Annotated in this window: 20 protein-coding genes; 12 read left to right on the top strand and 8 right to left on the bottom strand. The window is 64.3% G+C overall.

Features of this window, described 5'->3' with window-relative positions; all coding sequences use genetic code 11:
* Positions 1-161: 161 nt before the first annotated feature.
* From QQ992_RS13555 to QQ992_RS13540, 4 genes are all read right to left on the bottom strand, one after another.
* On the bottom strand, positions 162-2,579 hold the full coding sequence (locus QQ992_RS13555) for a TonB-dependent receptor (RefSeq protein ID WP_286113857.1): 2,418 nt from the start codon (positions 2,577-2,579) through the stop codon (positions 162-164).
* A 100-nt stretch (positions 2,580-2,679) separates the two neighbouring features.
* Positions 2,680-3,645: a FecR domain-containing protein gene (locus QQ992_RS13550; protein WP_286113856.1), complete on the bottom strand. Its 966-nt coding sequence runs from the start codon at positions 3,643-3,645 to the stop codon at positions 2,680-2,682.
* Positions 3,645-4,151 carry a sigma-70 family RNA polymerase sigma factor gene (locus QQ992_RS13545; RefSeq protein WP_110740995.1) on the bottom strand — a complete coding sequence of 169 codons (507 nt, stop codon included), beginning with the start codon at positions 4,149-4,151 and terminating at the stop codon, positions 3,645-3,647. Before QQ992_RS13545 ends, QQ992_RS13550 begins: the two co-directional genes overlap by 1 nt.
* A gap of 85 nt (positions 4,152-4,236) precedes the next feature.
* Complete coding sequence (locus tag QQ992_RS13540) at positions 4,237-6,753, bottom strand: excinuclease ABC subunit UvrA (protein ID WP_286113855.1); 2,517 nt, start codon at positions 6,751-6,753, stop codon at positions 4,237-4,239.
* Positions 6,754-6,913: 160 nt separating this feature from the next.
* Between QQ992_RS13540 and QQ992_RS13535 the strand changes: the two genes are divergently transcribed.
* The 5 genes from QQ992_RS13535 to QQ992_RS13515 all read left to right on the top strand — a co-directional run bounded on the left by QQ992_RS13535 (position 6,914) and on the right by QQ992_RS13515 (position 12,770).
* Positions 6,914-7,726 carry an RHS repeat-associated core domain-containing protein gene (locus QQ992_RS13535; protein WP_286113854.1) on the top strand — a complete coding sequence of 271 codons (813 nt, stop codon included), beginning with the start codon at positions 6,914-6,916 and terminating at the stop codon, positions 7,724-7,726.
* A 182-nt stretch (positions 7,727-7,908) separates the two neighbouring features.
* Positions 7,909-9,084 (top strand): M20 aminoacylase family protein, encoded by a 1,176-nt coding sequence (locus QQ992_RS13530; protein WP_286113852.1) that lies wholly within the window; start codon positions 7,909-7,911, stop codon positions 9,082-9,084.
* A gap of 82 nt (positions 9,085-9,166) precedes the next feature.
* Positions 9,167-10,477, top strand: a complete 1,311-nt coding sequence (locus tag QQ992_RS13525; RefSeq protein WP_060499324.1) for a citrate-proton symporter — start codon at positions 9,167-9,169, stop codon at positions 10,475-10,477.
* Positions 10,474-11,931, top strand: coding sequence for an amidase (locus tag QQ992_RS13520; RefSeq protein WP_286113850.1), 1,458 nt, complete (start codon positions 10,474-10,476; stop codon positions 11,929-11,931). Before QQ992_RS13525 ends, QQ992_RS13520 begins: the two co-directional genes overlap by 4 nt.
* Before the next feature lie 65 nt (positions 11,932-11,996).
* Positions 11,997-12,770, top strand: a complete 774-nt coding sequence (locus QQ992_RS13515; protein ID WP_105948085.1) for an IclR family transcriptional regulator — start codon at positions 11,997-11,999, stop codon at positions 12,768-12,770.
* 50 nt (positions 12,771-12,820) lie between these two features.
* Here QQ992_RS13515 and QQ992_RS13510 read toward each other — a convergent pair whose 3' ends face one another.
* Together QQ992_RS13510 and QQ992_RS13505 are read right to left on the bottom strand one after the other, a co-directional pair.
* On the bottom strand, positions 12,821-13,732 hold the full coding sequence (locus tag QQ992_RS13510) for a LysR family transcriptional regulator (protein WP_016715311.1): 912 nt from the start codon (positions 13,730-13,732) through the stop codon (positions 12,821-12,823).
* Positions 13,733-13,748: 16 nt separating this feature from the next.
* Positions 13,749-14,405, bottom strand: coding sequence for an HAD family hydrolase (locus QQ992_RS13505; RefSeq protein WP_286113849.1), 657 nt, complete (start codon positions 14,403-14,405; stop codon positions 13,749-13,751).
* Positions 14,406-14,505: 100 nt separating this feature from the next.
* Here QQ992_RS13505 and lexA point away from each other — a divergent pair, with 100 nt between their 5' ends.
* Genes lexA through QQ992_RS13485 form a run of 4 tightly spaced genes read left to right on the top strand, consistent with a single transcriptional unit; the run spans position 14,506 to position 20,236 of the window.
* Entirely contained in the window at positions 14,506-15,114 is a 609-nt protein-coding gene (gene lexA / locus QQ992_RS13500) for a transcriptional repressor LexA (RefSeq protein ID WP_455906877.1), read from the top strand.
* Positions 15,114-15,734 carry a translesion DNA synthesis-associated protein ImuA gene (imuA, locus tag QQ992_RS13495; RefSeq protein WP_286113848.1) on the top strand — a complete coding sequence of 207 codons (621 nt, stop codon included), beginning with the start codon at positions 15,114-15,116 and terminating at the stop codon, positions 15,732-15,734. Before lexA ends, imuA begins: the two co-directional genes overlap by 1 nt.
* A gap of 6 nt (positions 15,735-15,740) precedes the next feature.
* Positions 15,741-17,159, top strand: coding sequence for a Y-family DNA polymerase (locus QQ992_RS13490; protein ID WP_286113847.1), 1,419 nt, complete (start codon positions 15,741-15,743; stop codon positions 17,157-17,159).
* A complete protein-coding gene (locus QQ992_RS13485; RefSeq protein ID WP_286113846.1) occupies positions 17,156-20,236 on the top strand; it encodes an error-prone DNA polymerase in 3,081 nt (1,026 codons plus the stop codon). Before QQ992_RS13490 ends, QQ992_RS13485 begins: the two co-directional genes overlap by 4 nt.
* A gap of 46 nt (positions 20,237-20,282) precedes the next feature.
* Here the strand turns inward: QQ992_RS13485 and QQ992_RS13480 are convergent, their stop codons facing one another.
* Positions 20,283-21,104 (bottom strand): aldo/keto reductase, encoded by an 822-nt coding sequence (locus QQ992_RS13480; RefSeq protein ID WP_286113845.1) that lies wholly within the window; start codon positions 21,102-21,104, stop codon positions 20,283-20,285.
* Entirely contained in the window at positions 21,092-21,997 is a 906-nt protein-coding gene (locus QQ992_RS13475; protein ID WP_286113844.1) for a LysR family transcriptional regulator, read from the bottom strand. The genes QQ992_RS13480 and QQ992_RS13475 overlap by 13 nt, the downstream gene beginning before the upstream one ends.
* 139 nt (positions 21,998-22,136) lie before the next feature.
* On the opposite strand from QQ992_RS13475, the gene QQ992_RS13470 reads away from it, so the two are divergent.
* The 3 genes from QQ992_RS13470 to QQ992_RS13460 all read left to right on the top strand — a co-directional run bounded on the left by QQ992_RS13470 (position 22,137) and on the right by QQ992_RS13460 (position 25,099).
* Positions 22,137-22,835: a CoA transferase subunit A gene (locus QQ992_RS13470; RefSeq protein ID WP_016715303.1), complete on the top strand. Its 699-nt coding sequence runs from the start codon at positions 22,137-22,139 to the stop codon at positions 22,833-22,835.
* 35 nt (positions 22,836-22,870) lie between these two features.
* Positions 22,871-23,527, top strand: coding sequence for a CoA transferase subunit B (locus QQ992_RS13465; RefSeq protein WP_012272371.1), 657 nt, complete (start codon positions 22,871-22,873; stop codon positions 23,525-23,527).
* Positions 23,528-23,680: 153 nt separating this feature from the next.
* Complete coding sequence (locus tag QQ992_RS13460) at positions 23,681-25,099, top strand: short-chain fatty acid transporter (protein WP_016715302.1); 1,419 nt, start codon at positions 23,681-23,683, stop codon at positions 25,097-25,099.
* Positions 25,100-25,171 lie beyond the last annotated feature (72 nt).

Here is a 25,171-nt window from a genome sequence, read left to right as displayed (position 1 = left end):
CAGCGGTGGCAAAGAAAACAGTTGTGCCTGTGCCGGCCTCTTCGCGGGTAAACCCGCTCCTACAGGGATTGCACCAACCTTGAGGCTGGCGCTGTACCTGTAGGAGCGGGTTTACCCGCGAAAGGGCCGGCACAGGCTATAACAGCTGCTAGCTTCCAGGCTTAGAAATCAACGCTGGCCGACAAGCGCAATACCCGCGGTGTGCCCTGGGTCAGGTAGTTGTTCGAGGTTGAGGCCGATGCCCAATACGCCTTGTTCGCCACATTCTCCACGTTGGCGCGCAACGTCACCTGCTTGTCATCGACCTTGAAGCGATAACGCCCGCCCAGATCTACCCGGGTCCAGGCCGGAATGCTCAGGCTGTTAGCCGCGTTCACATACTGGCCCCCCGTGCGCAGCAACCGGGCGCTCAGCGCAGCCCCCTCCAGGCCAGGCACGTCCCAGTCGGCACCCAGGTTGAACTGGAAGCGCGGTACACCGGCAGCGCGGTTGCCGTCGTTGCTGCCATAAGCGGTGTTCTTCTGCTCGGTGTGCATGAACACCGCACCGGTCAGCAGCCGCAGGCCGTCCACTGGCTCACCGAACACATTCAGCTCCACCCCCTTGTTGACCTGTTCGCCATCCATGCTGAAGGTGTCCTGCTGCGCCCCGGGTACGCGGTAGGTGACGCTGTTGGGCTGCTCGATACGGTACACACCCAAGGTGGCGCCGAAGCTGTTCCAGTCCAGTTTCACCCCGGCCTCGACCTGCTTGCTGCGCTTGGGTGGGAACACCTCGTTGGCGTTGGTCACGCTGGACGGTGCAGTCGGGCCCTGGGCCAGGCCTTCGATGCGGTTCGCGTAGAACGACACATGCTCCCAAGGCTTGATCACCAGACCATACACCGGGGTGGTGATGGACTCGTCGTAAGGCGTGTTGCGCACACCGGTGGCGGTCGCCCAGCTATCCACGCTGATCGACTGCCGGCGCACGCCAACGGTCAGCAGCACGCGGTCATCGAAAAAGCCCAGGGTGTCGGACAGCGCCACACTCTTGTTACGGTTCTTGCCGACAATGCGCGGGTCGTGCAGGTCGCTGCCGAAGTAGGTATCGGTCGGGCGCGGTACCTTCACCGGGTTGTACAGGTTACTGTCGTAGCGCTTGGCCGCAGCCAGCGCTTCATAGGCGGAACGTTGCTCACCCCACATACCCGACAGGCCAAAATTGACCCGGTGGCTGACCGGGCCGGTGGCAAAACGGCCGTTGAGCCCGGCGACGGCGCTCTTGTTGTCCTCGTCGTGAGGGGAATAGAGGAAGCCGCCGCGTGCGGTGCCGTTGGCGTCGCTGACGTACAGCGAGGAGTACTCGCCATTTTCGCGGGTGTGCTTGGCGCCAGCACCGGCGTACAGCATCCAGTTGTCGTTCAGGTCGTACTCGGCGTTGACCATGCCATAGGTATCTTCGAGCTGTGACCAGCTCCAGTCCTGCGAGTAGTTGTCTCGCGCCGACGGGGCGTGGGGTACTTTGCTGCCGGTAGGGTAGATCACCGCGCGGCCCTGGTTGATGCGCTCTTTCTGGTAACCCAGGTCGGTGGACAGGCGCAGGCGTTCGCCTCGGTAGTCCAGCGCCAAGGCAACCAGGGAGGAATGCTGGGCCTCGTCGTCGACGCCGGTGCCACCGTCATGCTGGGCCAGGTTGACGCGTGCACCGAAGCGGTTGTCTTCACCAAAGCGCTTGCCCAGGTCCAGGTGGCCACCGATGTTGTCGCCTGTGGCGTAGTCGAGGGTGACATGGCGCGTCGGGGTATCTTCGGCGCGCTTGGGCACAAGATTGATTGCCCCCCCAATGCCGCTGCCTTGTGGCGCGACCCCATTGAGGAAGGCGCTGGACCCTTTGAACACCTCGACCCGTTCGAGCGCCTCGGTGGTCACGATCTGCCGTGGCAGCACGCCGTACAGGCCGTTGTAGCTGATGTCGTCGGTGTTCAGCGGCAAGCCGCGTATGGTGAACACTTGCGAGAAATTGCCGAACCCCGCCGACTGGCGCACCGCCGCGTCATTGAGCAACACATCACCCAGAGTGCGGGCTTGCTGGTCGGCGATGGTCTTGGCGGTGTAGCTGGTGACACTGAACGGCACGTCGCTGATTGCCTGGTCGCCGAGCACGCCCAGCTTCGCGCTGCGGGCCACCTGGCCGCCTTGCCAAGTGTCGCTGCTGGCGGCCAGGTCGCTGTTGATGGTGGTCGCGCCCAGTTCCAGGGCATTGCCCAGGTCGACCGTGGGGGCCAGGGTGTAGCCGCCGCTGTCGGTGGTTATCAGGCTGTAGCCACTGCCGGCCAGCAGACGGGCGAAGCCTTCCGGGATGCTGTAGCTGCCTTTGAGGCCCTGGCTTTGCACGCCCTTGAGCAAAGCCGGGTCGAACGACAACGGCACCCCGGCGCTGGCGGCGAAGCGCGCCAGTACATCGGCCAGCGGGCCGGCCGCCAGGTGATAGGTGCGCGGGGTGGCGTCGGTTGCCATTGCCACAGGGGCTGTGGCGGCCATGGCGATGGCAAGGCTAAGGGCCTTGAAAGGCAAGCGGTACGGCTGGCGGGGCGTCATGCGGAGGTCCTGTGGATGCAGAAGATGAAGGTTCTGCACTCATCACCGGACGAAGCAGGAAAAGGTATCACCGAAATGTTCGCAACCCTGCCGGATCACGTCAGCTCAGCGGTTCCACGGTCACCCAGAAGCGGGACAGGCCCTGGAGGGTGACGGGCAGGGTGTCGCTCAGCAGCCGCAGGCTGGCATCGGTGTCTGTCAGCGGGAAGGCGCCCGATACCTTCAACTCGCGCACTGCCGGGTGGCAGCGCAGCACACCGGGGCGGTAGCGGCCCAGCTCCTGCAGCAAATCGGCCAGACGCATGTCGCGTGCCAGGAGCATGCCGTGCTCCCAGGCCAGGTCGCCGATCTCCAGCGGCGAGGCAGGGAGCGCGCGTTCGGCATCGAAAGCGTTGCGCTCGCCAGCCTTGAGCAGCAGCCCGCCGGTGGCGTACAGGGGGCGGGTTTCGACTGCGCCTTCAAGCACGGCCACCCGGGTCAGCGCGCCATCGATTCGCACACTGAAGCGTGTGCCCAGCGCAGTCGCCTGACCTTGCCGGGTGCACACCAGCAGGGGCCGCGCTGGGGTGGCACGGTCCTTGGCGCTGGTAATCAGAATTTCGCCTGCCAGCAGGTCGATGCGGCGCTGCTGGGCGTTAAAGGTAATGTCAATGGCTGTGTCGGTGTTCAGCAGCACCTGGCTGCCATCGGCAAGTGTCAACGAGCGTTGCTCACCCACCGCTGTGCGTGCATCGGCAGCCCATTGCTGCCACGGCGTTTCGCGCCAGGCCAGCCAGGCTGCTGGTGCGGCCAGCAGCCACAACCCCAGGCGCTGCAAGGCCTGGCGGCGGCTGACGGCACCGTTGCGGCTAAGCCGGCGCAAGGTTTCGCCGGTCACTGGCGTGGGCAGGCGGCGGAAGTCGCCCAGAATGGCCTCGGCCCGCTGCCAGGCCTGGGCGTGCTGGGCGCTGCGCTGGCACCAGGCCTGCACCGCACGGTGGTCGTCTTCGGTGGCGGTGCCCGACTGCAACTGCACCAGCCAGTCGGCCGCCTCGCCGAGAATCAGCGGGTCGATGCGCTGCTCCATCAGTCGATGCTCAGGCAGGCGAGAAAAGCGGTGCGCATGTCGCGCTTGATGGTAATCAGCGATACCTGCAGGTGTTCGGCGATTTCTGCGTAGGTCAGCCCGTCCAGCTGCGACAGCAGGAACACCTGGCGCACCCGGGCTGGCATGTCGCGCAGCATGGCATCGACGCGGTACAGGGTTTCGAGGATCAGCCAGCGTGTTTCCGGTGAGGGCACTTCGGGCGGCGGCAAGTGGGCGATGGCCTCCAGATAAGCGCGCTCGACATCCTGGCGGCGCCAGCGGTCGACCACCAGGCCCTTGGCGATGTGGGTAAGCAACGCCCGGGGTTCACTGCCGAAGTAGCTGCTGCCCTGGCGGCTTAGCAGGCGCACGAAGGTGTCATGTGCCAGGTCGGCGGCATCGCAGGCATTTCCCAGTTTGCGCCCTAGCCAACCCTGCAGCCAGCCGTGGTGCTCGGTGTACAGCGTCTGGACCTGCAGGTTGAGGGTAGGGTCGGCGGGCGGCATGGCAGGCGCGAGGTTCCGGGCGAGGGGTGCAATTAAGAATTGATCGCATTCTAAGCCTCTGCCTGGAACCTGGCAATGCGCGCTTTTACAAGGCCTTGGCCAAAAACGCCGCTGTGCGGCTTACCGCACACCCAGCCACCACCTGCGGCGTGCCACTGACCACCACCTTGCCCCCGGCGTCGCCGGCACCCGGCCCGATATCGATCACCCAGTCGCTTTGCGCTACCACACGCATGTCATGTTCGACCACCACCACGCTGTGCCCGCCGTCGACCAGGCGGTTCAGTTGCACCAGCAACCGGTCGATGTCTTGCGGGTGCAAGCCGTTGGTGGGCTCGTCCAGCACATACAGCGTTGCCCCGCGGGCCGTGCGTTGCAGCTCGGTCGCCAGTTTGATCCGTTGCGCTTCACCACCGGACAGTTCGGTAGCCGGTTGGCCCAGGCGCAGGTAACCCAGGCCGATGTCCTGCAACACTTGCAGGCAACGCCGCGCCGGTGGCTGTTCGGCAAAGACCTGCAGGGCCTGCTCGACAGTCAGCTGCAGCACTTGGGCAATGTTCATGCCTTGCCAGCTCACCGCCAGGGTTTCAGGGTTGTAGCGGTCGCCGTGGCAGGTGGGGCAGGGGGCGTAGACACTGGGCATGAACAGCAGCTCAACGCTGACGAAGCCTTCGCCTTCGCAATTTGCGCAGCGGCCCTTGGCAACGTTGAAGGAAAAGCGCCCTGCGTCGAAGCCCTGTGCCTTGGCTTGCTCCGTGGCAGCGAACAGCTTGCGCACGTGGTCGAACAGGCCGGTGTAGGTGGCCAGGTTGGAGCGAGGCGTGCGACCGATCGGCTTCTGGTCGACCTGTACCAGGCGCTTGATGCTGTCCAGGCCAGCGCTGACATGCCCACTGCCGGTCTGCTCAGGCGCGTCCTCCAGGCTCGGTTCGTCGGGCTCGCTGCGTTGCTCGGCATGGCCCAGGTGCGCACCGACCAGCTCCAGCAGGGCCTGGCTGACCAGGCTGGATTTGCCCGAGCCGGAAATACCCGTAACGGCGGTAAAGCAGCCCAGCGGGAATGCGGCGCTGAGGTTGTTGAGGTTGTTGCGGGTAATGCCTTCTAGCGTGAGCCAGTCTCGGGCCTGGCGTGGCGCACGTGTGGCTTGGGACTGGGCATTGAACAGGTAGGTGCGGGTGCATGATGGCTCGACCTCGGCCAGGCCTGCGGGCGGCCCGCTGTAGAGGATGGTGCCACCGTGCTCGCCGGCAGCCGGCCCTACATCCACCAGCCAGTCGGCGCGGCGCATGGTGTCCAGGTCGTGCTCCACCACATACACCGAGTTGCCCGCGTGCTTCAGGCGTTGCAGGGCGTCGAACAACGCTTCGCTGTCGGCCGGGTGCAAGCCGGCCGAGGGCTCGTCGAGCACGTAGATCACACCGAACAGCTGTGAGTTCAGCTGGGTGGCCAGGCGCAAGCGTTGCAGCTCACCCGAAGACAAGGTGGGGGTGCTGCGCTCCAGGGCCAGGTAACCGAGGCCAAGGTCGAGCAGCGTGTCGATGCGCTCGAGCAATTCCTTGGCGATGCGTTGTGCTGCCAGGCGCTTTTCCAGGGTCAGGTCGTCTTGCGGGTGCGCCAGATAGTCAGCTGCCGCCACTTTGCGGAACACCTCGGCCAGCGCCTGCAGCGACAAGTGCGACAGTTCGGTGATATCCAGGCCGGCGAAGGTCACGCCCAGCGCCTCGCGCTTCAGGCGCTTGCCTTGGCACAGCGGGCAGGGGCTGGGGCGCATGTACTGGGCCACGCGTTTACGCATCTGTGCGCTCTGCGAGTGCATGAAGGTATGCAGCACGTAACGCCGGGCACCCATGAACGTGCCTTGGTAGCTAGGCTCCAGCTTGCGCTTGAGTGCGGCGCGGGTCTGCGCGGGCGTCAGGCCGGCATACACCGGTGCGGTGGGCGTTTCTTCCGTGAACAGGATCCAGTCGCGTTGCGCCTGGGGCAAGTCGCGCCAAGGGATATCGACGTCATAGCCCAGCGTTACCAGAATGTCGCGCTGGTTCTGCCCCTGCCAGGCCATCGGCCACGCTGCCACCGCGCGTTCGCGAATGGTCAGTGACGGGTCGGGGACCATGGTCGCTTCGGTCACCTCAAAGACCCGACCCATGCCATGGCACTCCGGGCACGCGCCCTGGGGCGTGTTTGGCGAAAAGTCCTCGGCATACAGCATCGCCTGCCCGGCCGGGTAGTGGCCGGCGCGTGAGTAGAGCATGCGGATCGAGCTGGACAAGGTGGTCACGCTGCCCACCGAGGAGCGCGCACTGGGTGTGCCACGTTGCTGCTGCAAGGCCACGGCTGGAGGCAGGCCTTCGATCGCATCGACGTCTGGCACGCCAACCTGATCGATCAGGCGCCGGGCATAGGGTGCCACTGATTCGAAATAGCGGCGCTGGGCTTCGGCATACAACGTGGAGAAGGCCAGTGACGATTTGCCTGAGCCGGATACGCCGGTAAACACCACCAGCGCATCGCGGGGGATATCGACATCGATGTTCTTCAGGTTGTGCTCGCGGGCACCCCGCACACGGACGAAGCCGTTTGGGGTGGTTGGGCGTGGAGGCATGACGCAGTCCTTGGCTGTTTCGGAACAGTGCGCCCAAGGTAACAGCAATTGCAGTCATCGTGTGTGGGTAATGTTTCCGCTCAGTAAATCTGCGAGTTATTGATTAAGGGTGATGGGGTTAGTGTGAAGGGGCAAGTAACACTAACAGGAACTGAAAAACATGCGAACTTCATATTTGTTGGCCATTGACCAACAGGCCTCCGTGCATACAAGTAATAACTTCCCGCTGCGGCCCTATACACCCTATGGCTATCAGGTGGTCAAGGGCTGCCCGCTGTTGGCTTTTGCCGGAGAGGCCGGCGCGCTTCTGCCGCAGGGTTATCTACTTGGCAACGGCAAGCGTGCCTATCACACCGGGACAATGCGCTTTCACAGCCCGGATGTATTCAGCCCGTTTGGTCGTGGGGGGCTTAATGCCTATGCCTACTGTACGGGGGACCCGGTTAACAAGGTGGACCGTGATGGTCATTCGCCCACACGGGTAGTCGGGCAATCTACAGGACTTGTCTGGGGAACGGTGGGCATGTTGTCTTCACTGAACAAGGCATCCAAAGCAATCGTCAAACGTTCAATTGCCAAGGCCAACGGAACGCCAATACCGAAGGAGTTCGACAATTCAAGCCGTACCAATAATGCAATGATATTTGTCGGCGGCCTGGCGGGTACCGTCGTCAAGGCGCCCAGTGCTGTGTTTGCTTTATCAGCGCCCTTTGAGTCAGTGGGGGCTGAACTGATGACCGGGGCCGGAATAGCCGCAAGCTCTCTCGCAGGAGTGGGCAAGCTGAGGCAGCTGTTCAACGATGTTAAATCGACTTATCGGGAAGCCAGATCGAACAGATTGCCCCTGGGCAAGTTGGTATTGGAGTCCATCAAGGAAGCCACCGGCTGGAACCGATTACGTGGCCAGGAATCGGCCATCCTCGAGCCCTTGCCTGAACAAATATTATTAGTTCGCTTCCCCGCCATGAAGTAGTGCTTGCCGTTGCAAGCAATGGCAGCCCTGATCGGCGCTTTCGGTTCCACGCTGTGAAACCAGATTTGATTGTGCTTCATCGCTCCTCGCGCTTATCTGTTCGCAAGCACGACCTGCCTCACCCGTCGTGACCTCAAGGCGAACAACAAGAACGGGAAACCACCCGCGCGAGGAGACTCTACATGTCCCGACATCAGCACATCCTGGCCTGGCTTGACGATGTGGCCAGCGAGCTGCACGCGATCCGTCACGATATCCACGCTCACCCGGAACTGGGTTTTGAAGAAAACCGCACGTCGGCACTGGTCGCCCGGTTGCTTGAGGCGTGGGGTTATGAGGTACACACCGGCATCGGCAAGACTGGCGTGGTCGGCGTGCTACGCAATGGCAGCAGCTCACGCCGTCTGGGCCTGCGCGCCGACATGGACGCGCTGCCCATCCACGAGGCCACGGGCGCGACGTACAGCAGCCAGCACCAGGGTTGCATGCACGCCTGCGGCCATGATGGTCACACCACCATGCTGCTCGGCGCCGCGCGCTACCTGGCGGCGACCCGACAGTTCGACGGCACGCTGACGCTGATCTTCCAGCCGGCCGAGGAGGGCCAGGGCGGCGCCGAGGCGATGCTGGCCGACGGCTTGCTGGAGCGCTTCCCTTGCGATGCACTGTTCGGCATGCACAACATGCCGGGCCTGCCAGCCGGGCACCTGGGCTTTCGCGAGGGTCCGATGATGGCCTCGCAAGACTTGCTGACGGTGACCCTCGACGGGGTTGGCGGCCATGGTTCGATGCCGCACCTGACCGTCGACCCGCTGGTGGCGGCAGCCAGTGTGGTAATGGCGCTGCAAACCGTGGTGGCGCGCAATATCGATGCGCAGGAGGCGGCTGTTGTCACGGTGGGTGCGCTGCAGGCCGGCGAAGCGGCCAACGTGATCCCGCAGCAGGCGCTGCTGCGCCTTAGCCTGCGCGCGCTGAACGCCGAGGTGCGGGCACAGACCCTGGAGCGGGTGCGGGCGATCATCGTCGGCCAGGCCGAAAGTTTTGGCTGCAGTGCCAGCATCGAACACCGTCCGGCTTACCCGGTGCTGGTCAACCATGGCGCAGAGAACGCCTTCGCCACGCAGGTCGGGGTGGAACTGCTGGGTACCGAGGCGGTGGATGCCAACACCCGCAAGCTGATGGGCAGCGAAGACTTCGCCTGGATGCTGCAACGCTGCCCGGGCGCCTACCTGTTCATCGGCAATGGGGTATCGCGGCCGATGGTGCACAACCCGGCCTACGACTTCAACGACGACATCCTGCTGACCGGCGCCGCCTACTGGGGCGCGCTAGCAGAGCGCTGGCTCGCGCCCGCCTGACCTTCCCATTTACGACTGCCGCTGGAACCCGGGTGCGACCGCGCCCGGGTGATCACCCAATCATTGTGTGGAGTGTTCCCCTATGCAGACTTCGAGCACTGGCGTGTCGCGTACCCGGCAGGTGGTCGCTGCCGTTATCGGCAACGCCCTGGAGTGGTATGACTTTATCGTGTATGGCTTTCTGGCCAGCATCATTGCCCGGCAGTTTTTCCCGTCCGATGATGAGTACGCCTCGCTGCTGATGGCCCTGGCCACCTTTGGCGTCGGCTTTTTCATGCGCCCGGTGGGTGGTGTGTTGCTGGGCATGTATTCCGATCGCAAGGGCCGCAAGGCGGCCATGCAGATGATCATCCGGCTGATGACCGTGTCGATCGCCATGATCGCTTTTGCCCCCGATTACCTGGCCATTGGCATGGCCGCGCCGATGCTGATCGTGGTGGCGCGCATGCTGCAGGGCTTTGCTACCGGTGGCGAATACGCCAGCGCGACAGCGTTTCTGGTAGAAAGCGCGCCTGCCCACCGCAAGGGGCTGTATGGCTCGTGGCAACTGGTGGGGCAATGCCTGGCGGTGTTTTCCGGTGCGGCGATGGTCGCCCTGGTGACGCACCTGTGTTCGCCTGAGGCGCTGGACAGCTGGGGCTGGCGCATTCCGTTCGTGCTCGGCCTGCTGATCGGCCCGGTGGGGCTGTGGATTCGCAAGCACATGGAAGAGCCCGAAGAGTTCGTCGAAGCGCGCCGCCAGGCCAAGGGCCAGTCGCCCAGCCTGTGGCAGGTGTTGCGTGAGCACCGGCGCAGCCTGCTGGTGTCGATGGGCCTGGCCTGTGGCGCGACGGTGTCGTTCTACGTGGTGCTGGTGAACATGCCGACCTTCGCCCACAAGAACCTCGGGCTGCCGCTGGACCAGGTGCTGCTCGTGCAGATGCTGGCCGTGGGGCTGATGACCGTGGTGATTCCGTTGTCTGGCGCTCTGTCTGACCGGCTGGGGAGGCGCCCGGTGTTGATGGCCTTCACCTTGGCGTTCTTCGTGATGGTCTACCCGCTTTATGTCTGGGTGGCCGCCGCGCCGTCCGTGGAACGCCTGCTGATCATGCAACTGCTGCTGTGCACCGCCATCGGTGGCTTCTTCGGCCCGGCACCCACTGCCTTGGCCGAGCAGTTCCCGGTCGAGGTGCGCTCCACCGGTGTGTCGGTGGCCTATAACGTGGCAGTGATGGTGTTCGGCGGCTTTGCCCCGTTGATCGTGACCTGGCTGAGCAAGGTGCTCGGCACCCCAGTGGCGCCTTCGTTCTATGTGCTGTTCGCCTGCCTGCTGACGCTGCTGGGTACCTACTGCCTGAAAGAAGCACCTCGGTTGGCCAAGCCTGCCGCCTTCAACCTTGGAGTAAAACCGTGAAGCCGCTAGCCATCGACCCCATCGTAGCCCTCGATGCCGAGGCATTGTCCCAGGCCATCCATGCCCGCCAGGTGTCGTGTCGGGACGTGATGCAGGCCTACCTGCTGCACATCGAACGCTGCAACCCTGTAGTCAATGCGCTGGTGTCACTGCGCCCGGCCGAAGCGCTGCTGGCCGAGGCTGATGAGCGTGACTGTGAACTGGCCCGTGGCCATTCGCGTGGCTGGATGCATGGCATGCCGCAGGCGATCAAGGACCTGGCAGCCACTGCCGGGCTGCGCACCACCCTTGGCTCCCCCTTGTTTACCGAACAGGTACCCGAGCAGGACGCGATCAGTGTTGCGCGGATGCGGGCGAGCGGGGCGCTGATCGTGGGCAAGAGCAACGTGCCCGAATTCGGCCTCGGCTCGCAAACCTACAACACCCTGTTCGGTACCACCACCAATGCCTACGACCCGCAGCGTGTGGCCGGTGGCAGCAGTGGCGGGGCGGCAGCGGCGCTGGCCATGCGCCTGCTGCCGGTCGCCGACGGGAGCGACATGATGGGCTCGCTGCGCAACCCGGCGGCGTTCAACAATGTGTTCGGCCTGCGCCCCTCACAGGGCCGAGTGCCCCATGGGCCGGCGCCCGAACTGTTCGTGCAGCAGCTGGCCACCGAGGGGCCCATGGGCCGCAGCGTGGTTGACGTGGCACGGTTGCTGTCGATACAGGCTGGCGTCGACGCACGGGTACCCCTGTCGCTGAGCGAAGGTCGGCGGGATTTTGCCGCCGGTTTGCAGCGTGATTTCCGGGGCGTGCGGGTCGGCTGGCTGGGTGATTACAACGGCTACCTGCCAATGGATGACGGGGTGATGAGCCTGTGCGAGTCGGCGCTGGCCGATTTTGCCGAACTGGGCTGCCGGGTGGAGGCTTGCCAGCCGGCATTCGACCTCGCGCGGTTGTGGCAATGCTGGCTGACCCATCGCCACTTCCTGGTGCACGGCAACCTCGGCGCGGCCTATGCCGACCCGAACAAGCGCGCACGGCTCAAGCCTGAAGCACAGTGGGAAGTAGAAGGGGGCTTGCAACTGAGTGCGGCAGCACTTTACCAGGCTTCGCTGGACCGCAGCGACTGGTACCGTGCGTTGGCCCATCTGTTTGAACGTTACGATTTCCTGCTGTTGCCATCGGCCCAGGTGTTCCCTTTCGATGCACGCCAGCCATGGCCGACGGTGGTTGGGGGGCGGGCGATGGACACCTACCACCGCTGGATGGAGGTGGTGATCGGGCCGACCCTGGCCGGCTTGCCGAGCATCAGCGTACCGGTCGGGTTCAGTGCTGCCGGGTTGCCCATGGGCCTGCAAATCATAGGCCCGGCTCAGGGTGACCATGCTGTGTTGCAGTTGGCGTATGCCCATGAACAGCTCACCCGGTGGGTGGAGCGTTGCCCACCCCAGTGCCTGACGGCGTCATGAAAGCATCGGGCAGGCGCGGATCTTGCTGGCTATGCTGACCATCCCGCTACAAGGAGGTCAAACCCATGGGCATCACGGCAGACAGTGGCGGCGTGCGTTCCGTGGAACGGGCGTTGGCCATTGTCGACCTGTTGGGCGAACACCAGGCACTGGGCCTGGAGGAACTGCATTACCTGACGGCGCTGCCCAAGGCCACGGTATCGCGCATGCTTGCCACCTTGCAGGAGCAAGGCTGGGTGTACCGTGGCCTGAGCGACCGGCGGTACCGGCTGTGTGCGCGGCGCCTGTTCGGCGACCGCCAGTTGCGTTTCAAGCGGCGCCTGGTGGAAAGCGCTGCGCCCATGCTGCTGGAGCTGAGCGAACGCACCGGGCTGGTGGCAGACCTGTCGTGCTTCGACGGCGAACGGCTGGAGGTGATGGAAAGTGCCATCCCCCAAGTGTTGCGCAAGCGCTATCCGCACACCTGCCAGATTGTTGGGCACCATGCCAGCCTGTTCCATTCGGCGATGGGGCGGGCCTGCCTGGGTGAGCTGGCGGAGGACGAAGTGCAGCGCCTGGCGGCCCACGAGCGGCTGGGTGATGACACGGTGCTGCGCAATATCGAGGAAGACGCACACAAGGGCTTTGGCCAGCGGACTGAAGGGCACTGGGAGTATCCGGTGCGGTTGCCGTTCCTGATTCGCGCCATCGCCTTGCCGGTGCATGCCGACGGGCGCCTGGCCGGTAGCATTGCTTTGCACTGGCCATTGGACCAGGCGCCGGTCGAGCGGGTGTTGAACCTGCACCTGAATAGCCTGGCGACTACCGTGGGCGAGGTGCAGCGGGCATTGTCGGTTTGAGGTTTCGGCGTTGGTGCCGTGGCAGCAAGATCGGCATGCCGCACACTGGCTTACCGCTCCAGGCTGTACATCCGGCACTCCGCCAGCAACGCCAGCAGGTTCGGCTCCCGCTCCCGGGCTTTCAGAAACACCACACCGATATGCTGCTGCAAGCGATATTGCGGCTTCAAGGCAATCAACCTGACGCGGTTCTCGTATACCGCGGCGATGCGCCCGGGCAGCAGGGCAAAGCCCACCCCCGAGCTGACCATGCTCAGCAATGTGAAGATATCGTTCACCTGCATGGCCACCTTCGGTTCAAAGCCCGCCTGCTGGAACACCCGTGCGCCATCGCGGTGGGTGGCGAAGCCCTGGGTCAGGGTAATGAACGTGGAGTCGGCCAGGTCGGCCAGGTCCACCTCGGCCTGCTCGGCGAAAGGCGAGTCGGTGGGGACCGCGAGGAAGATGTCGTCGGAGAACAGTGGCAACTGCTCGCAGGCCGGGTCGCTGACGCTTTCGTCAAGGGAGACCAGAATGGCCTCCAGTTCGTGGTTCTTCAGGCGCTGCAGCAAGTCGATGTTGGAGCCCAGGGTGAGGTCGATGTTCAGTTCGCTGCGGCGCAGTTTCAGGCCCATGACCAGCTTGGGCACGGTCTTCACGGTTAGCGAATAGAGCGCGCCCAGGCGGAAGCGCTCAGCATAGAAGCCGGCGGCCTCACGGGTCTGGCGCACCATCTGCTCAGCGTCCTGAATCAGCTGCCGGGCCTTCTTTTCCAGCACGTAAGCGCTTTCCAGCGGGATCAGCTGGCGGCCTTCGTGCTTGAACAACGGGCAGCGCAGGGCGCTTTCCAGTGAGTGGATGGCGCGATGCACACTGACCGCACTGGTGGACAGCTCGGCAGCGGCGCGGCCGAGGTTGCCGGTGCGCATGAAGGCGAGGAAGGTTTCCAGCTTTTTGAGGGTGAGTTCTTCGTCGATCAGCATGGGCGGCCTTGGGCGGTCATTGCATGGATTCGATCAATGCCCACAACGCCGGGTCATCGAAGTCATTCACAACCAGCCTGGCCCCCGCCGCCAGCAACCGCTCCGGCGTCTGCGTCGTGGCCACGCCTACGGTGAAGATTCCTGCGCCACTGGCCGCAGCCACGCCTGGTAATGAATCCTCGAAGGCCAGCGCTTGCGCGGCTTCGGCGCCCAGCCGCTGCAAGCCGGTGAGGTAGGGCAACGGGTCTGGCTTGGGCCGCGCCAGTTCCTCGGCCACCAACACATGCGCGAAGCGCTGGCCAAGGCCCATGGCGTTCAACATGTGCTCGGCATTCAGCCGTGGTGCGTTGGTCACCACGCACATGCCGATGCTGCGCGCCTGGGCATGTGCCAGCAAGCGCAGCAGGCCCGGCATTGGTTCAAGGGAAGGCGACAGGTCGCGGAACAGCGCTTCCTTGCGGTCGGCCAGCGCCTTGCACTGTTCGGCGCTGGCGTCGCGGAACAGCTCGGCGAACAGCTCGCCGTTGGCGCGGCCGCTGACCTGGGCATCGAACTGCGCCTGGCTAAGCTCGCGGCCATCGTGCTCACGCAGCAGCTGGCGAAAGGCTTGCAGGTGCAGGGTATCGGTGTCGGTGAGGGTTCCGTCGAGGTCGAACAGCAGGGCGGTCAGCATGAGATATCCAGATCAAGAAACACAAGCCAGGGGATCATAACCAAAGCTGGCGACAAAGGGGGCTGTTCAGCGTGCTCCGAAAAGAGTACAAATGTGCTCCATGGACAATCTAACCCCCAAACGCCGCGCCATTTTCGAATTCATTCGTGAGCGCATTGCCGACCATGGCCAGCCGCCAAGCCTGGCCGATATCGCCACGCGCTTCGGTTTTGCCTCGCGCAGTGTCGCGCGCAAGCACATCACTGCCCTGTGCCAGGCCGGCTACATCGATGTCACGCCGAACCAGGCGCGGGGCATCCGCCTGGCTGAGCCGTTGCGCCGGCCCGAAATTCTCGAAGTACCGGTGCTGGGCCAGGTGGCGGCAGGTGCCCCCATCGGCCCGGACCTGGGCATTCACGAACAATTGCTGCTCGACCCCAGCCTGTTCCGCCGTACACCGGATTACCTGCTGAAGGTGCGTGGCGACTCGATGATCGACGACGGCATTTTCGACGGTGATCTGGTCGGCATTCTTCAGCAGGCCGACGCCCGCGATGGCCAGATCGTGGTTGCGCGCCTGGACGGTGAAGTCACCATCAAGCGCCTGCAACGCAAAGGCAGCCATTACCGGCTGTTGCCGCGCAACCCGGCCTACGCGCCCATCGATGTGAAGCCTGAACAGGAGTTCTTCATCGAAGGCGTGTTCTGCGGCTTGCTGAGGCGTGACTGATGGGCGCGGTGGTCGACCTCGACAGGCTGCTCGACCAGCGCCGGGTATGGCGCGGACGGCAGGCCCAGGCGCGGCCACTCGGGTTGCAGCCCACCGGCCATGCGGCCCTCGACGAGCGCCTGCCGGAAGGTGGCTGGCCAGCGGCCGCACTGAGCGAGCTGTTGCTGGCCAGCCCCGGTTGTGGCGAATTGCAGTTGCTGTGGCCAACCCTGGCCCGGCTAAGCGCTGACGCCAGCCGCGTGGTGCTGGTGGCACCGCCGTTCATTCCGTATGCACCGGCCTGGCAGGCGGCGGGGGTGGACCTGCGCTGGCTGGTACAGGTGGATGCCGACCCCGCCGATGCCCTGTGGGCCGCCGAACAGTGCCTGCGCTCGGGCAGTTGTGCGGCGGTGCTATGCTGGCCGGAACGTGCCGATGATCGCGCCCTGAGGCGCTTGCAGGTGGCCGCCGAAACCGGTCAGGCATTGGCATTCGCCTGCAGGCCGCAGCAGGCGGCGCACAACCCTTCACCTGCAGCACTGCGCATTGCCGTTGACACGCGCCCGGCGCAATGGCGTGTGCTGAAGAGCCGTGGCGGCATGCCGCCAGCGCTGCCCATCGCCTGCCCGGGCCGGGGCTAATGCACCATGCTCTGGGCCTGCATCCTGCTGCCGCAGCTGGCGCTGGACACCGTCCTGCGTGAGCGTGACGACCCTGATACGCCTCTGGTGCTTGTTGGCGGGCCTACCCAGCGGCGTGTGGTGCAGGCGGTCAACCCGGCGGCCGCTGCACTTGGCTTGCGGGCCGGGCAAACCCTGACCGCAGCGCGTGCCCTGGCGGATGGCTTCACCTGTGTCGAAAGCGACCCCAAGCGCATCGAGCAGGTGCAGCAGTTGCTGGCGGCCTGGGCCTACCGTTTCAGTGCCCAGGTCAGCGTGCATTACCCTCGGGCGCTGTTGTTGGAAGTAGGCTCCAGCCTGCAACTGTTCGGCCCGTGGCCCTTGTTCGAGGCGCGTCTGCGCCAGGAGCTGGCAGACCTGGGCTTGCGCCAACGCATTGTCCTGGCCAGCAACCCGGTGGCGGCACGTATGCTCGCCAATGGCCACGACGGCTTGGCGGTGAGCGATGCCGATGCAACTCGCGCAGCGTTGCTGGCCATGCCCATCACGCGAATCGGCTTGCCGGCAGAGGCTGCCGAAGCCTTTGCCCGCATGGGCTTGCGTCAGCTGGGCCAGGTGCTGGCCTTGCCGCGCGATACCTTGGCCAGGCGCTTTCCGGCCCAGGTACAGCTGCACCTCGACCAGTTGCTCGGCCTGCGCAACCTGGGGCTGGACTTCTACCAGCCACCGGACCGTTTCGAAACCCGGCTGGAACTGAATTTCGACGTTGAATCACACCAGGCGCTGCTGTTCCCGCTGCGGCGCATGCTCAACGACCTGGCGGCATTTCTCGCCGGGCGCGACTGTGGCGTGCAGCGCTTTTGCCTGCATCTGGAGCATGCCGAAGGGCCGGATACCCTGCTCAAGGTGGGCCTGCTGGCGGCAGAGCGCGATGCTGCGATGCTGTTCGAGCTGGCCCGTGGGCGCCTGGAGCCACTGCGTATACCTGCACCGGTGCGCAACCTGCGGTTGGTCGCCGAAGACCTGCCGCCCTTCGTGCCGCAGCATCAGCCGTTGTTCGACCCGCGTGCTCAACAGGCGCAGCCCTGGGCGCAATTGCGTGAGCGGCTGCGCGCCCGCCTGGGTGATGAGGCCGTGAAGGGGCTGAGCGCGGCTGCAGATCACCGCCCTGAATGCGCCTGGCAACTGGTAGAGCAGGGCGCACAAGGCAACATGCCGGTTGCCCCGGGCAGCCGCCCTGGCTGGTTACTGCCTGCACCGATGGCGCTGGATGACGCCGGCTATCGGTTGCAGGGCCATGCCGAACGCATCGAATCGGGCTGGTGGGATGGCGGCGATGTGCGCCGCGACTACTACCGCATCGAAACCCGTGAGGGCCTGCGTGGCTGGGCCTACCGCGACCTGGGCCAGGCCGGCCCGCTGTGGTTGCAGGGCTGGTTTGCATGAGTACGCCGGGTTATGCCGAGCTGCATTGCTTGTCCAACTTCAGCTTCCAGCGCGGTGCATCGAGTGCCGAGGAGCTGTTCCGCCGCGCAACTGAACAGGGTTACCAGGCGTTGGCGATCACGGACGAATGTACCCTGGCCGGTATCGTACGCGCCTGGCAGGCCGCCAAGGCGCATGGGTTGCGGCTGATCGTCGGCAGCGAGGTGCAGTTGCACGACGGCCCCAAGCTGGTGCTGCTGGTCGAAAACCTGGCCGGCTACCAGAACCTGTGCGCACTGATCACCCGTGCCCGTCGGCGGGCAGAAAAGGGTGAATACCAGCTTTTTCGTGACGACCTGCAGCTGCACGGTCAGGGCCTGCTGGCCTTGTGGGTGGCCGATGACAGTGACGATATGGCCACCGGCGAGTGGCTGCGCAGTGTGTTCGATGAGCGCCTGTGGCTGGCGGTGCACCTGCACCGGGGCCACGACGATGCCATGCGCCTGCAACGCCTGCGGGCACTGGCGGCCGATGTGGGGATCCGCGCCGTGGCCTGTGGCGACGTGCACATGCATGTGCGCGGCCGCCGTGCCTTGCAGGACTGCATGGCTGCCATCCGCCAGCATTGCCAGGTGGCCGAAGCCGGGCGCTTTCTGTTTGCCAATGGCGAGCGGCACTTGCGTAGCCTGGCGCAACTGGGCGAGCTGTACCCGTTCGACCTGTTGGCCGAAACCCTGGCCATTGCCCAGCGCTGCCAATTCGACCTCAGCGAGTTGCAGTACCAGTACCCGCGCGAACTGGTGCCCCAGGGCCACACCCCGGCAAGCTGGTTGCACGTGCTGTGCGAGCAGGGCCTGCCGTTGCGCTGGCCGCAGGGGCCCAGTGACAAGGTGCGTGATGTGCTGGCCAAGGAACTGGCGCTGATCGAAGCGCTGGGTTACGAGAGCTACTTCCTGACCGTGCACGACATCGTCGCCTTCGCCCGCAGCCAGCGCATCTTGTGCCAAGGGCGTGGCTCTGCTGCCAACTCGGTGGTGTGTTTCGTGCTGGGCATTACCGAGCTCGACCCCATGGAGCACCACCTGTTGTTCGAGCGTTTCCTGTCGCGCGAGCGCAACGAGCCACCCGATATCGACGTGGACTTCGAGCACGACCGGCGCGAAGAAGTGATCCAGTACGTGTTCCGCCGCTATGGCCGGCACCGTGCCGCGCTGACTGCGGTGGTCAACACTTACCATGCAGCGGGTGCGGTGCGGGATGTGGCGCGGGTGCTGGGTTTGCCGATGGATCAGGTGGATGCCCTGGCCAAATGCTGTGGCCGCTGGAGCGACCGCATACCCGACGACCAGCGACTGGCAGAAGCCGGCTTCGAGGCAGGCAGCCCTTCGTTGCGCCGGGTGCTGGTACTGGCGGGTGAGCTGATCGGCTTCCCACGGCACCTGTCGCAGCACCCGGGTGGTTTCGTCATTTCCCAGCAGCCGCTCGACCAGCTGGTGCCGGTGGAGAATGCGGCAATGGCGGAACGCACGGTGATCCAGTGGGACAAGGACGACCTGGACATGGTCGGTTTGCTCAAGGTCGACGTGCTGGCGCTGGGGATGCTCAGTGCCTTGCGCCGTTGCTTCGACTTGCTGCAACGCCACCGTGGCCGGCAGCTGACCCTGGCGACCATCCCCAGCGAATGCCCGGCCACCTACGCGATGATCAGCCGCGCCGAGACGATGGGGGTGTTCCAGATCGAGTCGCGTGCGCAGATGGCCATGCTGCCTCGGCTGCAACCCCGAACGTTCTATGACCTGGTCATCGAAGTGGCCATTGTCCGCCCCGGGCCGATTCAGGGTGACATGGTGCACCCTTACTTGCGCCGGCGCCTGAAGCAGGAGCCCGTGACCTACCCGTCGCCGCAGCTCAAGGCAGTCTTCGCACGGACCTTGGGCGTGCCGTTGTTTCAGGAACAGGTGATGGAACTGGCCATGGTCGCAGCCGACTACACGCCGGGCGAGGCCGACCAGCTACGTCGCAGCATGGCGGCCTGGAAACGCCACGGTGGCCTGGAGCCGCACCGCGAGCGGCTGGTGCAAGGCATGCTGCGCAATGGTTACGAACTGGCATTCGCCGAGCGCATCTTCGAGCAGATCAAGGGCTTTGGCAGTTATGGTTTCCCGGAGTCGCACGCGGCCAGTTTTGCCTTGCTGTGTTATGCCAGCAGCTGGCTGAAGTGCCATGAGCCGGCAATCTTCACCTGCGCGCTGGTCAACAGCTGGCCCATGGGCTTCTACAGCCCGGACCAGTTGCTGCAGGAGGCGCGCCGCCAAGGTATCGAGGTGCGACCCGTCGACGTTTGCCACAGCGACTGGGACTGCACCCTCGAACCTGAGGCTCAAGGTGCGTTGGCCATTCGCATGGGCTTGCGGCTGGTGCGTGGCCTGGCCGAAGCCGATGCCAGGCGCGTGCAGCAGGCGAGGGCGCAACGGCCGTGGCGCGACGTCGAAGACCTTTGCCTGCGCGCTGGCCTCGACCAACGCGCCCGTGCCCGTCTGGCTGATGGCGGGGCGTTGCGTACCTTGGCCAGCGACCGCCATCAGGCACGCTGGCAGGTGGCGGCGGTGCAGCCGCAGCTGCCCTTGTTCGCAGAGGTGGAAGCGGTGCCTGAAGCCGCAGTTGATTTGCCTGTGCCAAGCGTGGGTGAGGACCTGATGGCCGATTACCAAACCTTGGGCACCACGCTCGGGCCGCATCCGCTGGCCTTGTTACGTTCACGCCTGAGGGCGTTGGGGTGTCGCAGTTCACAAGAGCTGCAAGGTGCCGAGCATGGCGACAACATTGCGGTGGCCGGGCTGGTGGTCGGTCGTCAACGGCCACAGACCGCCAGTGGCGTGACCTTCGTAACCCTGGAAGATGAGCACGGGATGGTCAACGTGGTGGTGTGGCGAGACTTGGCCGAACGGCAGCGACGGGCGCTGGTGGGGTCGCAGCTACTCAAGGTCAGTGGGCGGCTGGAGCAGGAGGAGGGCGTGAGGCACCTGATTGCGCGGCGGCTGGAGGATGTGAGCCCACTGTTGCAGGGGCTGGATGTGCGCAGCCGCGACTTCCATTAAATGATTGGGGCCGCAAAGCAACCCCAGGATGCTCAAGGCAGGGTGCTTACACCATCGCCAACCGCTGCTTGCGCGTCGGTGCCGGGAACGCCCGGTCTATCGCTCGCAGGTCTTCACTGTTCAAGGTCAATAAACCCGCAGCAGCGTTCAGCCGCACATGCTCAGGTGTCACGGCTTTGGGGATGGCGATCACCCCGTCGTTGCGGGTCACCCAGGCCAGGCTGACCTGGGCCGGTGTAGCACCATGGCGCTCGGCGATTTCTGCCAGCACGGGGTGCTGCAACAAGCGCCCGGCCTGGGCCAGCGGGCAGTAGGCCATGGTCGGCAGCGCACGTTTTTCGCACCACGGCAGCAGGTCGAACTCGATGCCACGCTGAGCCGGGTTGTACAGCACCTGGTTGGTGGCACAGTCAGGGTTGTGCAGTTCGCGCAGGTCGTCTACGTCGAAATTGGACACACCCCAGCGCTTGATCTTGCCTTGCTCGCGCAAGCGCTCGAATGCATCGACCGTTTCGTCCAGCGGGTGCTGGCCACGCCAGTGCAGCAGGTACAGGTCAATGCAGTCAGTCCCCAAACGTGTGAGGCTGCGCTCACAGGCAGCTGCCATGCCGCGTGCACTCGCATTGTGCGGGTACACCTTGCTGACCAGAAACACCTGGTCGCGTCGCCCGGCAATCGCCTGGCCAACCACGGTTTCTGCCCCGCCTTCAGCATACATCTCGGCGGTGTCGATCAGGGTCAGGCCCAGCTCGATGCCCTGTTGCAAGGCCGCCACTTCGGCAGCTTTGCGGCCAGGGTCTTCCCCCATGTACCAGGTGCCTTGGCCAATGGCCGGAACGCTCGAACCTGCCAGTTTCACGTAACGCATGTCACCTCCGGGATCCGGGTATTGGAATGCAGAACCTCAAGCAGCGCCTGCGCTGCGGTGGAAAGCTTGTGTTCGCTAAGGGCAATCACGCCGATGCGCCGCTCGACCGTGGGCTCCACCAAGGTCACGCAACGGGCGCCCAGCTCCTGCATCTGGTTGATGCACAGCGCCGGTACGGCACTGACCCCCAGGCCGTTGGCGACCATGCGGCCGATGGTCGCCAACTGGTGGCTTTCGAAGGCCACGGCCAGTTTGCCGTGCTGGGGTGCCACATTCTGCTCCATCAGCAGGCGCACTGCCGAAGGACGTTGCAGGGCGACGAAGTCTTCGGCCATCAGCTGTGCCCAGCTCACCTCGGGCAGCAGTGCCAGGGGCGAGTCGGCAGGTACCACCGCGACGAAACGGTCCATGTACAACGGGTGGAAGTCCAGCCCGTCGATGTTGTCCGGCTCGAAGCCGATGCCCAGTTCGACGCGGCGATGGCGCACCAGTTCCTGCACCTGTTCATTGATCACGTCATGCACGGTGACGTTGACCTTGGGGTAGCGTTGGCGAAACACCTTGAGCGAGTGGGGCAGCAGGTTGCCGGCAAAGGCCGGCATGGCTGCCACCGCCACGCGGCCCAGTTGCAAGGTGAAGCGCTGGCGCAGCATCTCCTCGGTGTCGTCCCAATCGGCCAGAAGCCGCCGTGCCAGTGGCAGCAGCACTTCGCCTTCGGCGGTCAGGCTGACGCTACGTGTGGTGCGGCTGAGCAGGGCGCCGCCGAGGTTTTCTTCCAGGGCCTTGATGGTCAGGCTGAGGGCGGGCTGTGAGACATGCAGGTGCTCTCCGGCCTGGGCAAAGCTCTGGTACTTGGCCACGGCGACAAAGGCACGCAGTTGCTTGACGTTCATGACGGGCCTATTTTTGTTTTGTAAAAGTTATCAATCGATGACGAAAACAAAATTAACAAATCAGTCGCTTGCGGTGAAGATGTCTTCACACGCTCACCGACAGCTTCGTCGGTTCAACAACTACAAAAGGCGGATCAGCATGGCCGGACTGGACAAGCGCGTTGCAACCTATGAACAGGCCCTTGAAGGCCTGACCGACAACATGACGGTACTGGCCGGTGGTTTCGGCCTGTGCGGCATCCCGGAAAACCTCATTGGCGAAATCAAGCGGCGCGGCGTCAAGGGCCTGACCGTGGTTTCCAACAACTGCGGCGTCGACGGCTTTGGCCTGGGCGTACTGCTGGAAGACCGGCAGATCCGCAAGATGGTCGCTTCCTACGTGGGCGAAAACGCCGAGTTCGAACGCCAGCTGCTCAGCGGCGAGCTGGAGGTGGAGCTGACTCCGCAAGGCACCCTCGCCGAGAAAATGCGCGCAGGAGGTGCCGGTATTCCGGCGTTCTACACCGCCACCGGCTACGGCACCCCGGTTGCCGACGGCAAGGAAGTGCGTGAGTTCAAGGGCCGCAAATACATCCTTGAAGAGTCCATCACAGGCGACTTCGCCATCGTCAAGGGCTGGAAGGCTGACCACTACGGCAACGTGGTGTACCGCAACACGGCGCAAAACTTCAACCCGCTGGCAGCCACCGCCGGCAAGATCACCGTGGTCGAAGTGGAAGAAATCGTCGAGCCAGGCGTGCTGTTGCCCAGCGAAATCCACACCCCGGGCATCTATGTGGACCGCGTTATCGTCGGCACCTTCGAAAAGCGTATCGAAAAGCGCACCGTCAAGGCCTGAGCGCCATCCACCAGAACAACAAAGAGATCCTGACCATGGCACTGACCCGCGAACAGATGGCGCAACGCGTCGCCCGTGAACTGAAGGACGGCTATTACGTGAACCTGGGTATCGGCATTCCGACCCTGGTGGCCAACTACGTACCCGCCGACATGGATGTGATGCTGCAATCGGAAAACGGCCTGCTCGGCATGGGCGAATTCCCGACCGAAAGTACGATTGATGCCGACATGATCAACGCCGGTAAGCAAACCGTCACCGCCCGCCGCGGTGCCTCGATCTTCGATTCGGCGCAGTCGTTCGCCATGATCCGAGGCGGCCACGTCGACCTGACCGTACTGGGCGCCTTCGAGGTGGACGTGCAGGGCAACATCGCCTCGTGGATGATCCCGGGCAAACTGGTCAAGGGCATGGGCGGTGCCATGGACCTGGTGGCTGGCGCCGATAACATCATCGTCACCATGACCCACGCCTCCAAGGACGGCGAGTCCAAACTGCTGCCGCAGTGCAGCCTGCCACTCACCGGTGCTGGCTGCATCCGCAAGGTGCTGACCGACCTGGCCTACCTGGAAATCGAAGACGGCGCCTTCATCCTGCGCGAGACCGCACCAGGGGTGAGCGTTGAGGAAATCATCGAGAAAACCGCCGGCAAGCTGATCGTGCCGGATGATGTGAAGGAAATGACCTTCTAAGGCATCACGCGATCCTACCCTGTGGGAGCGGGTTCACCCGCGAATGCGTCGGTACATTCACCGCCGCATTCGCGGGTAAACCCGCTCCCACAGGTTTTTGTGTTGCCTGGCAACACGGTTTCACATCATAAAACCAATAAAAGGAATTCAACTGTGGCCGCTGAAATCCAAGACAGCCGCTCCGCCCGCTTTGCCTTGCGTTGTTCCAACTGGGCGGAACGCTGGTTCCCCGATTCCTGGGTGTTCGCCGCGCTGGCGGTGCTGCTGGTGTGCATCGGCGCGCTGGCCATGGGGGCCAAGCCGACCGACACTGCCAAAGCCTTTGGCGATGGCTTCTGGAGCCTGATTCCGTTCACCATGCAGATGGCCTTCGTGGTGATCGGCGGTTATGTGGTGGCCAGCTCGCCGCCTGCCGCACGGCTGATCGACCGCCTGGCGCGCATCCCTGGCAATGGTCGCTCGGCAGTGTGCTGGGTCGCGCTGATCTCGATGTTGGCCTCCTTGCTCAACTGGGGCCTGTCGCTGGTATTCGGTGGCCTCCTGGTACGCGCCCTGGCACGGCGCACCGAGCTGAAAATGGACTACCGTGCCGCAGGTGCTGCCGCCTACCTGGGCCTGGGCGCGGTATGGGCACTGGGCCTGTCGTCATCGGCTGCTCAACTGCAAGCCAACCCGGCCAGCCTGCCCCCTTCGATCCTGTCGATTACCGGGGTCATCCCGTTCACCGAAACCATTTTCCTCTGGCAATCCGGCGTAATGCTGGCGGCGCTGGTGGTGGTGTCGCTGGTGATTGCCTACGCCACGGCCCCTGGCCCAAACAGCGCACGCAGCGCCGAAGACTGCGGTGTCGACCCCAGCTTCACCGCGCCCCCGGCACCGCAACGTACCCGCCCGGGTGAGTGGCTGGAGCACAGCCCGATCCTGATTCTGCTGCTGGTGGCCCTGGCCGCTGGCTGGCTGTACCAGGAGTTCGCCACTAAACCAGCGATCACGGCGATTTCCGGGCTGAACACCTACAACCTGTTGTTCATCATGCTGGGTGCCTTGTTGCACTGGCGCCCACGCAGCTTTCTTGACGCCGTAGCGAGAGCGGTGCCGACCACCACCGGGGTGCTGATCCAGTTCCCGCTGTATGGCTCGATTGCCGCCATCCTTACCCAGGTCAAGGGTGTGGATGAGCAGACCCTTGCGCATCACATCTCGCTGTTCTTCACCCAGATCGCCACCCATGACACCTATGCCGTGCTGATGGGCGTGTATTCGGCGGTGCTGGGCTTCTTCATCCCTTCGGGCGGTGGCAAGTGGATCATCGAAGCGCCTTACGTGATGCTGGTGGCCAACGACCTGCAGTACCATCTGGGCTGGGCGGTGCAGATCTACAACGCTGCCGAAGCCTTGCCGAACCTGATCAACCCGTTCTACATGCTGCCGCTGCTGGGCGTGCTAGGGCTCAAGGCGCGCGACCTGATCGGTTTTTCCTTCGTCCAGTTGCTGGTGCATGTGCCGTTGGTGCTGGTGTTGCTGTGGGCACTAGGCACGACGCTGCAGTATGTGCCGCCGGTAATGCCGTAGCTAAAGGGGCTCCCAGGCTTGGCGTCAGCTTTCAGACGCGTATCATGGCTGCCTCAGCCTGGGAAACCCGCG

The sequence above is a fragment of the Pseudomonas kurunegalensis genome, assembly GCF_030291635.1.
GTDB lineage: Bacteria > Pseudomonadota > Gammaproteobacteria > Pseudomonadales > Pseudomonadaceae > Aquipseudomonas > Aquipseudomonas monteilii.
The sequence above is the reverse complement of the archived record's forward strand: the minus strand, read 5'-3'. Positions and strand labels throughout refer to the sequence as shown.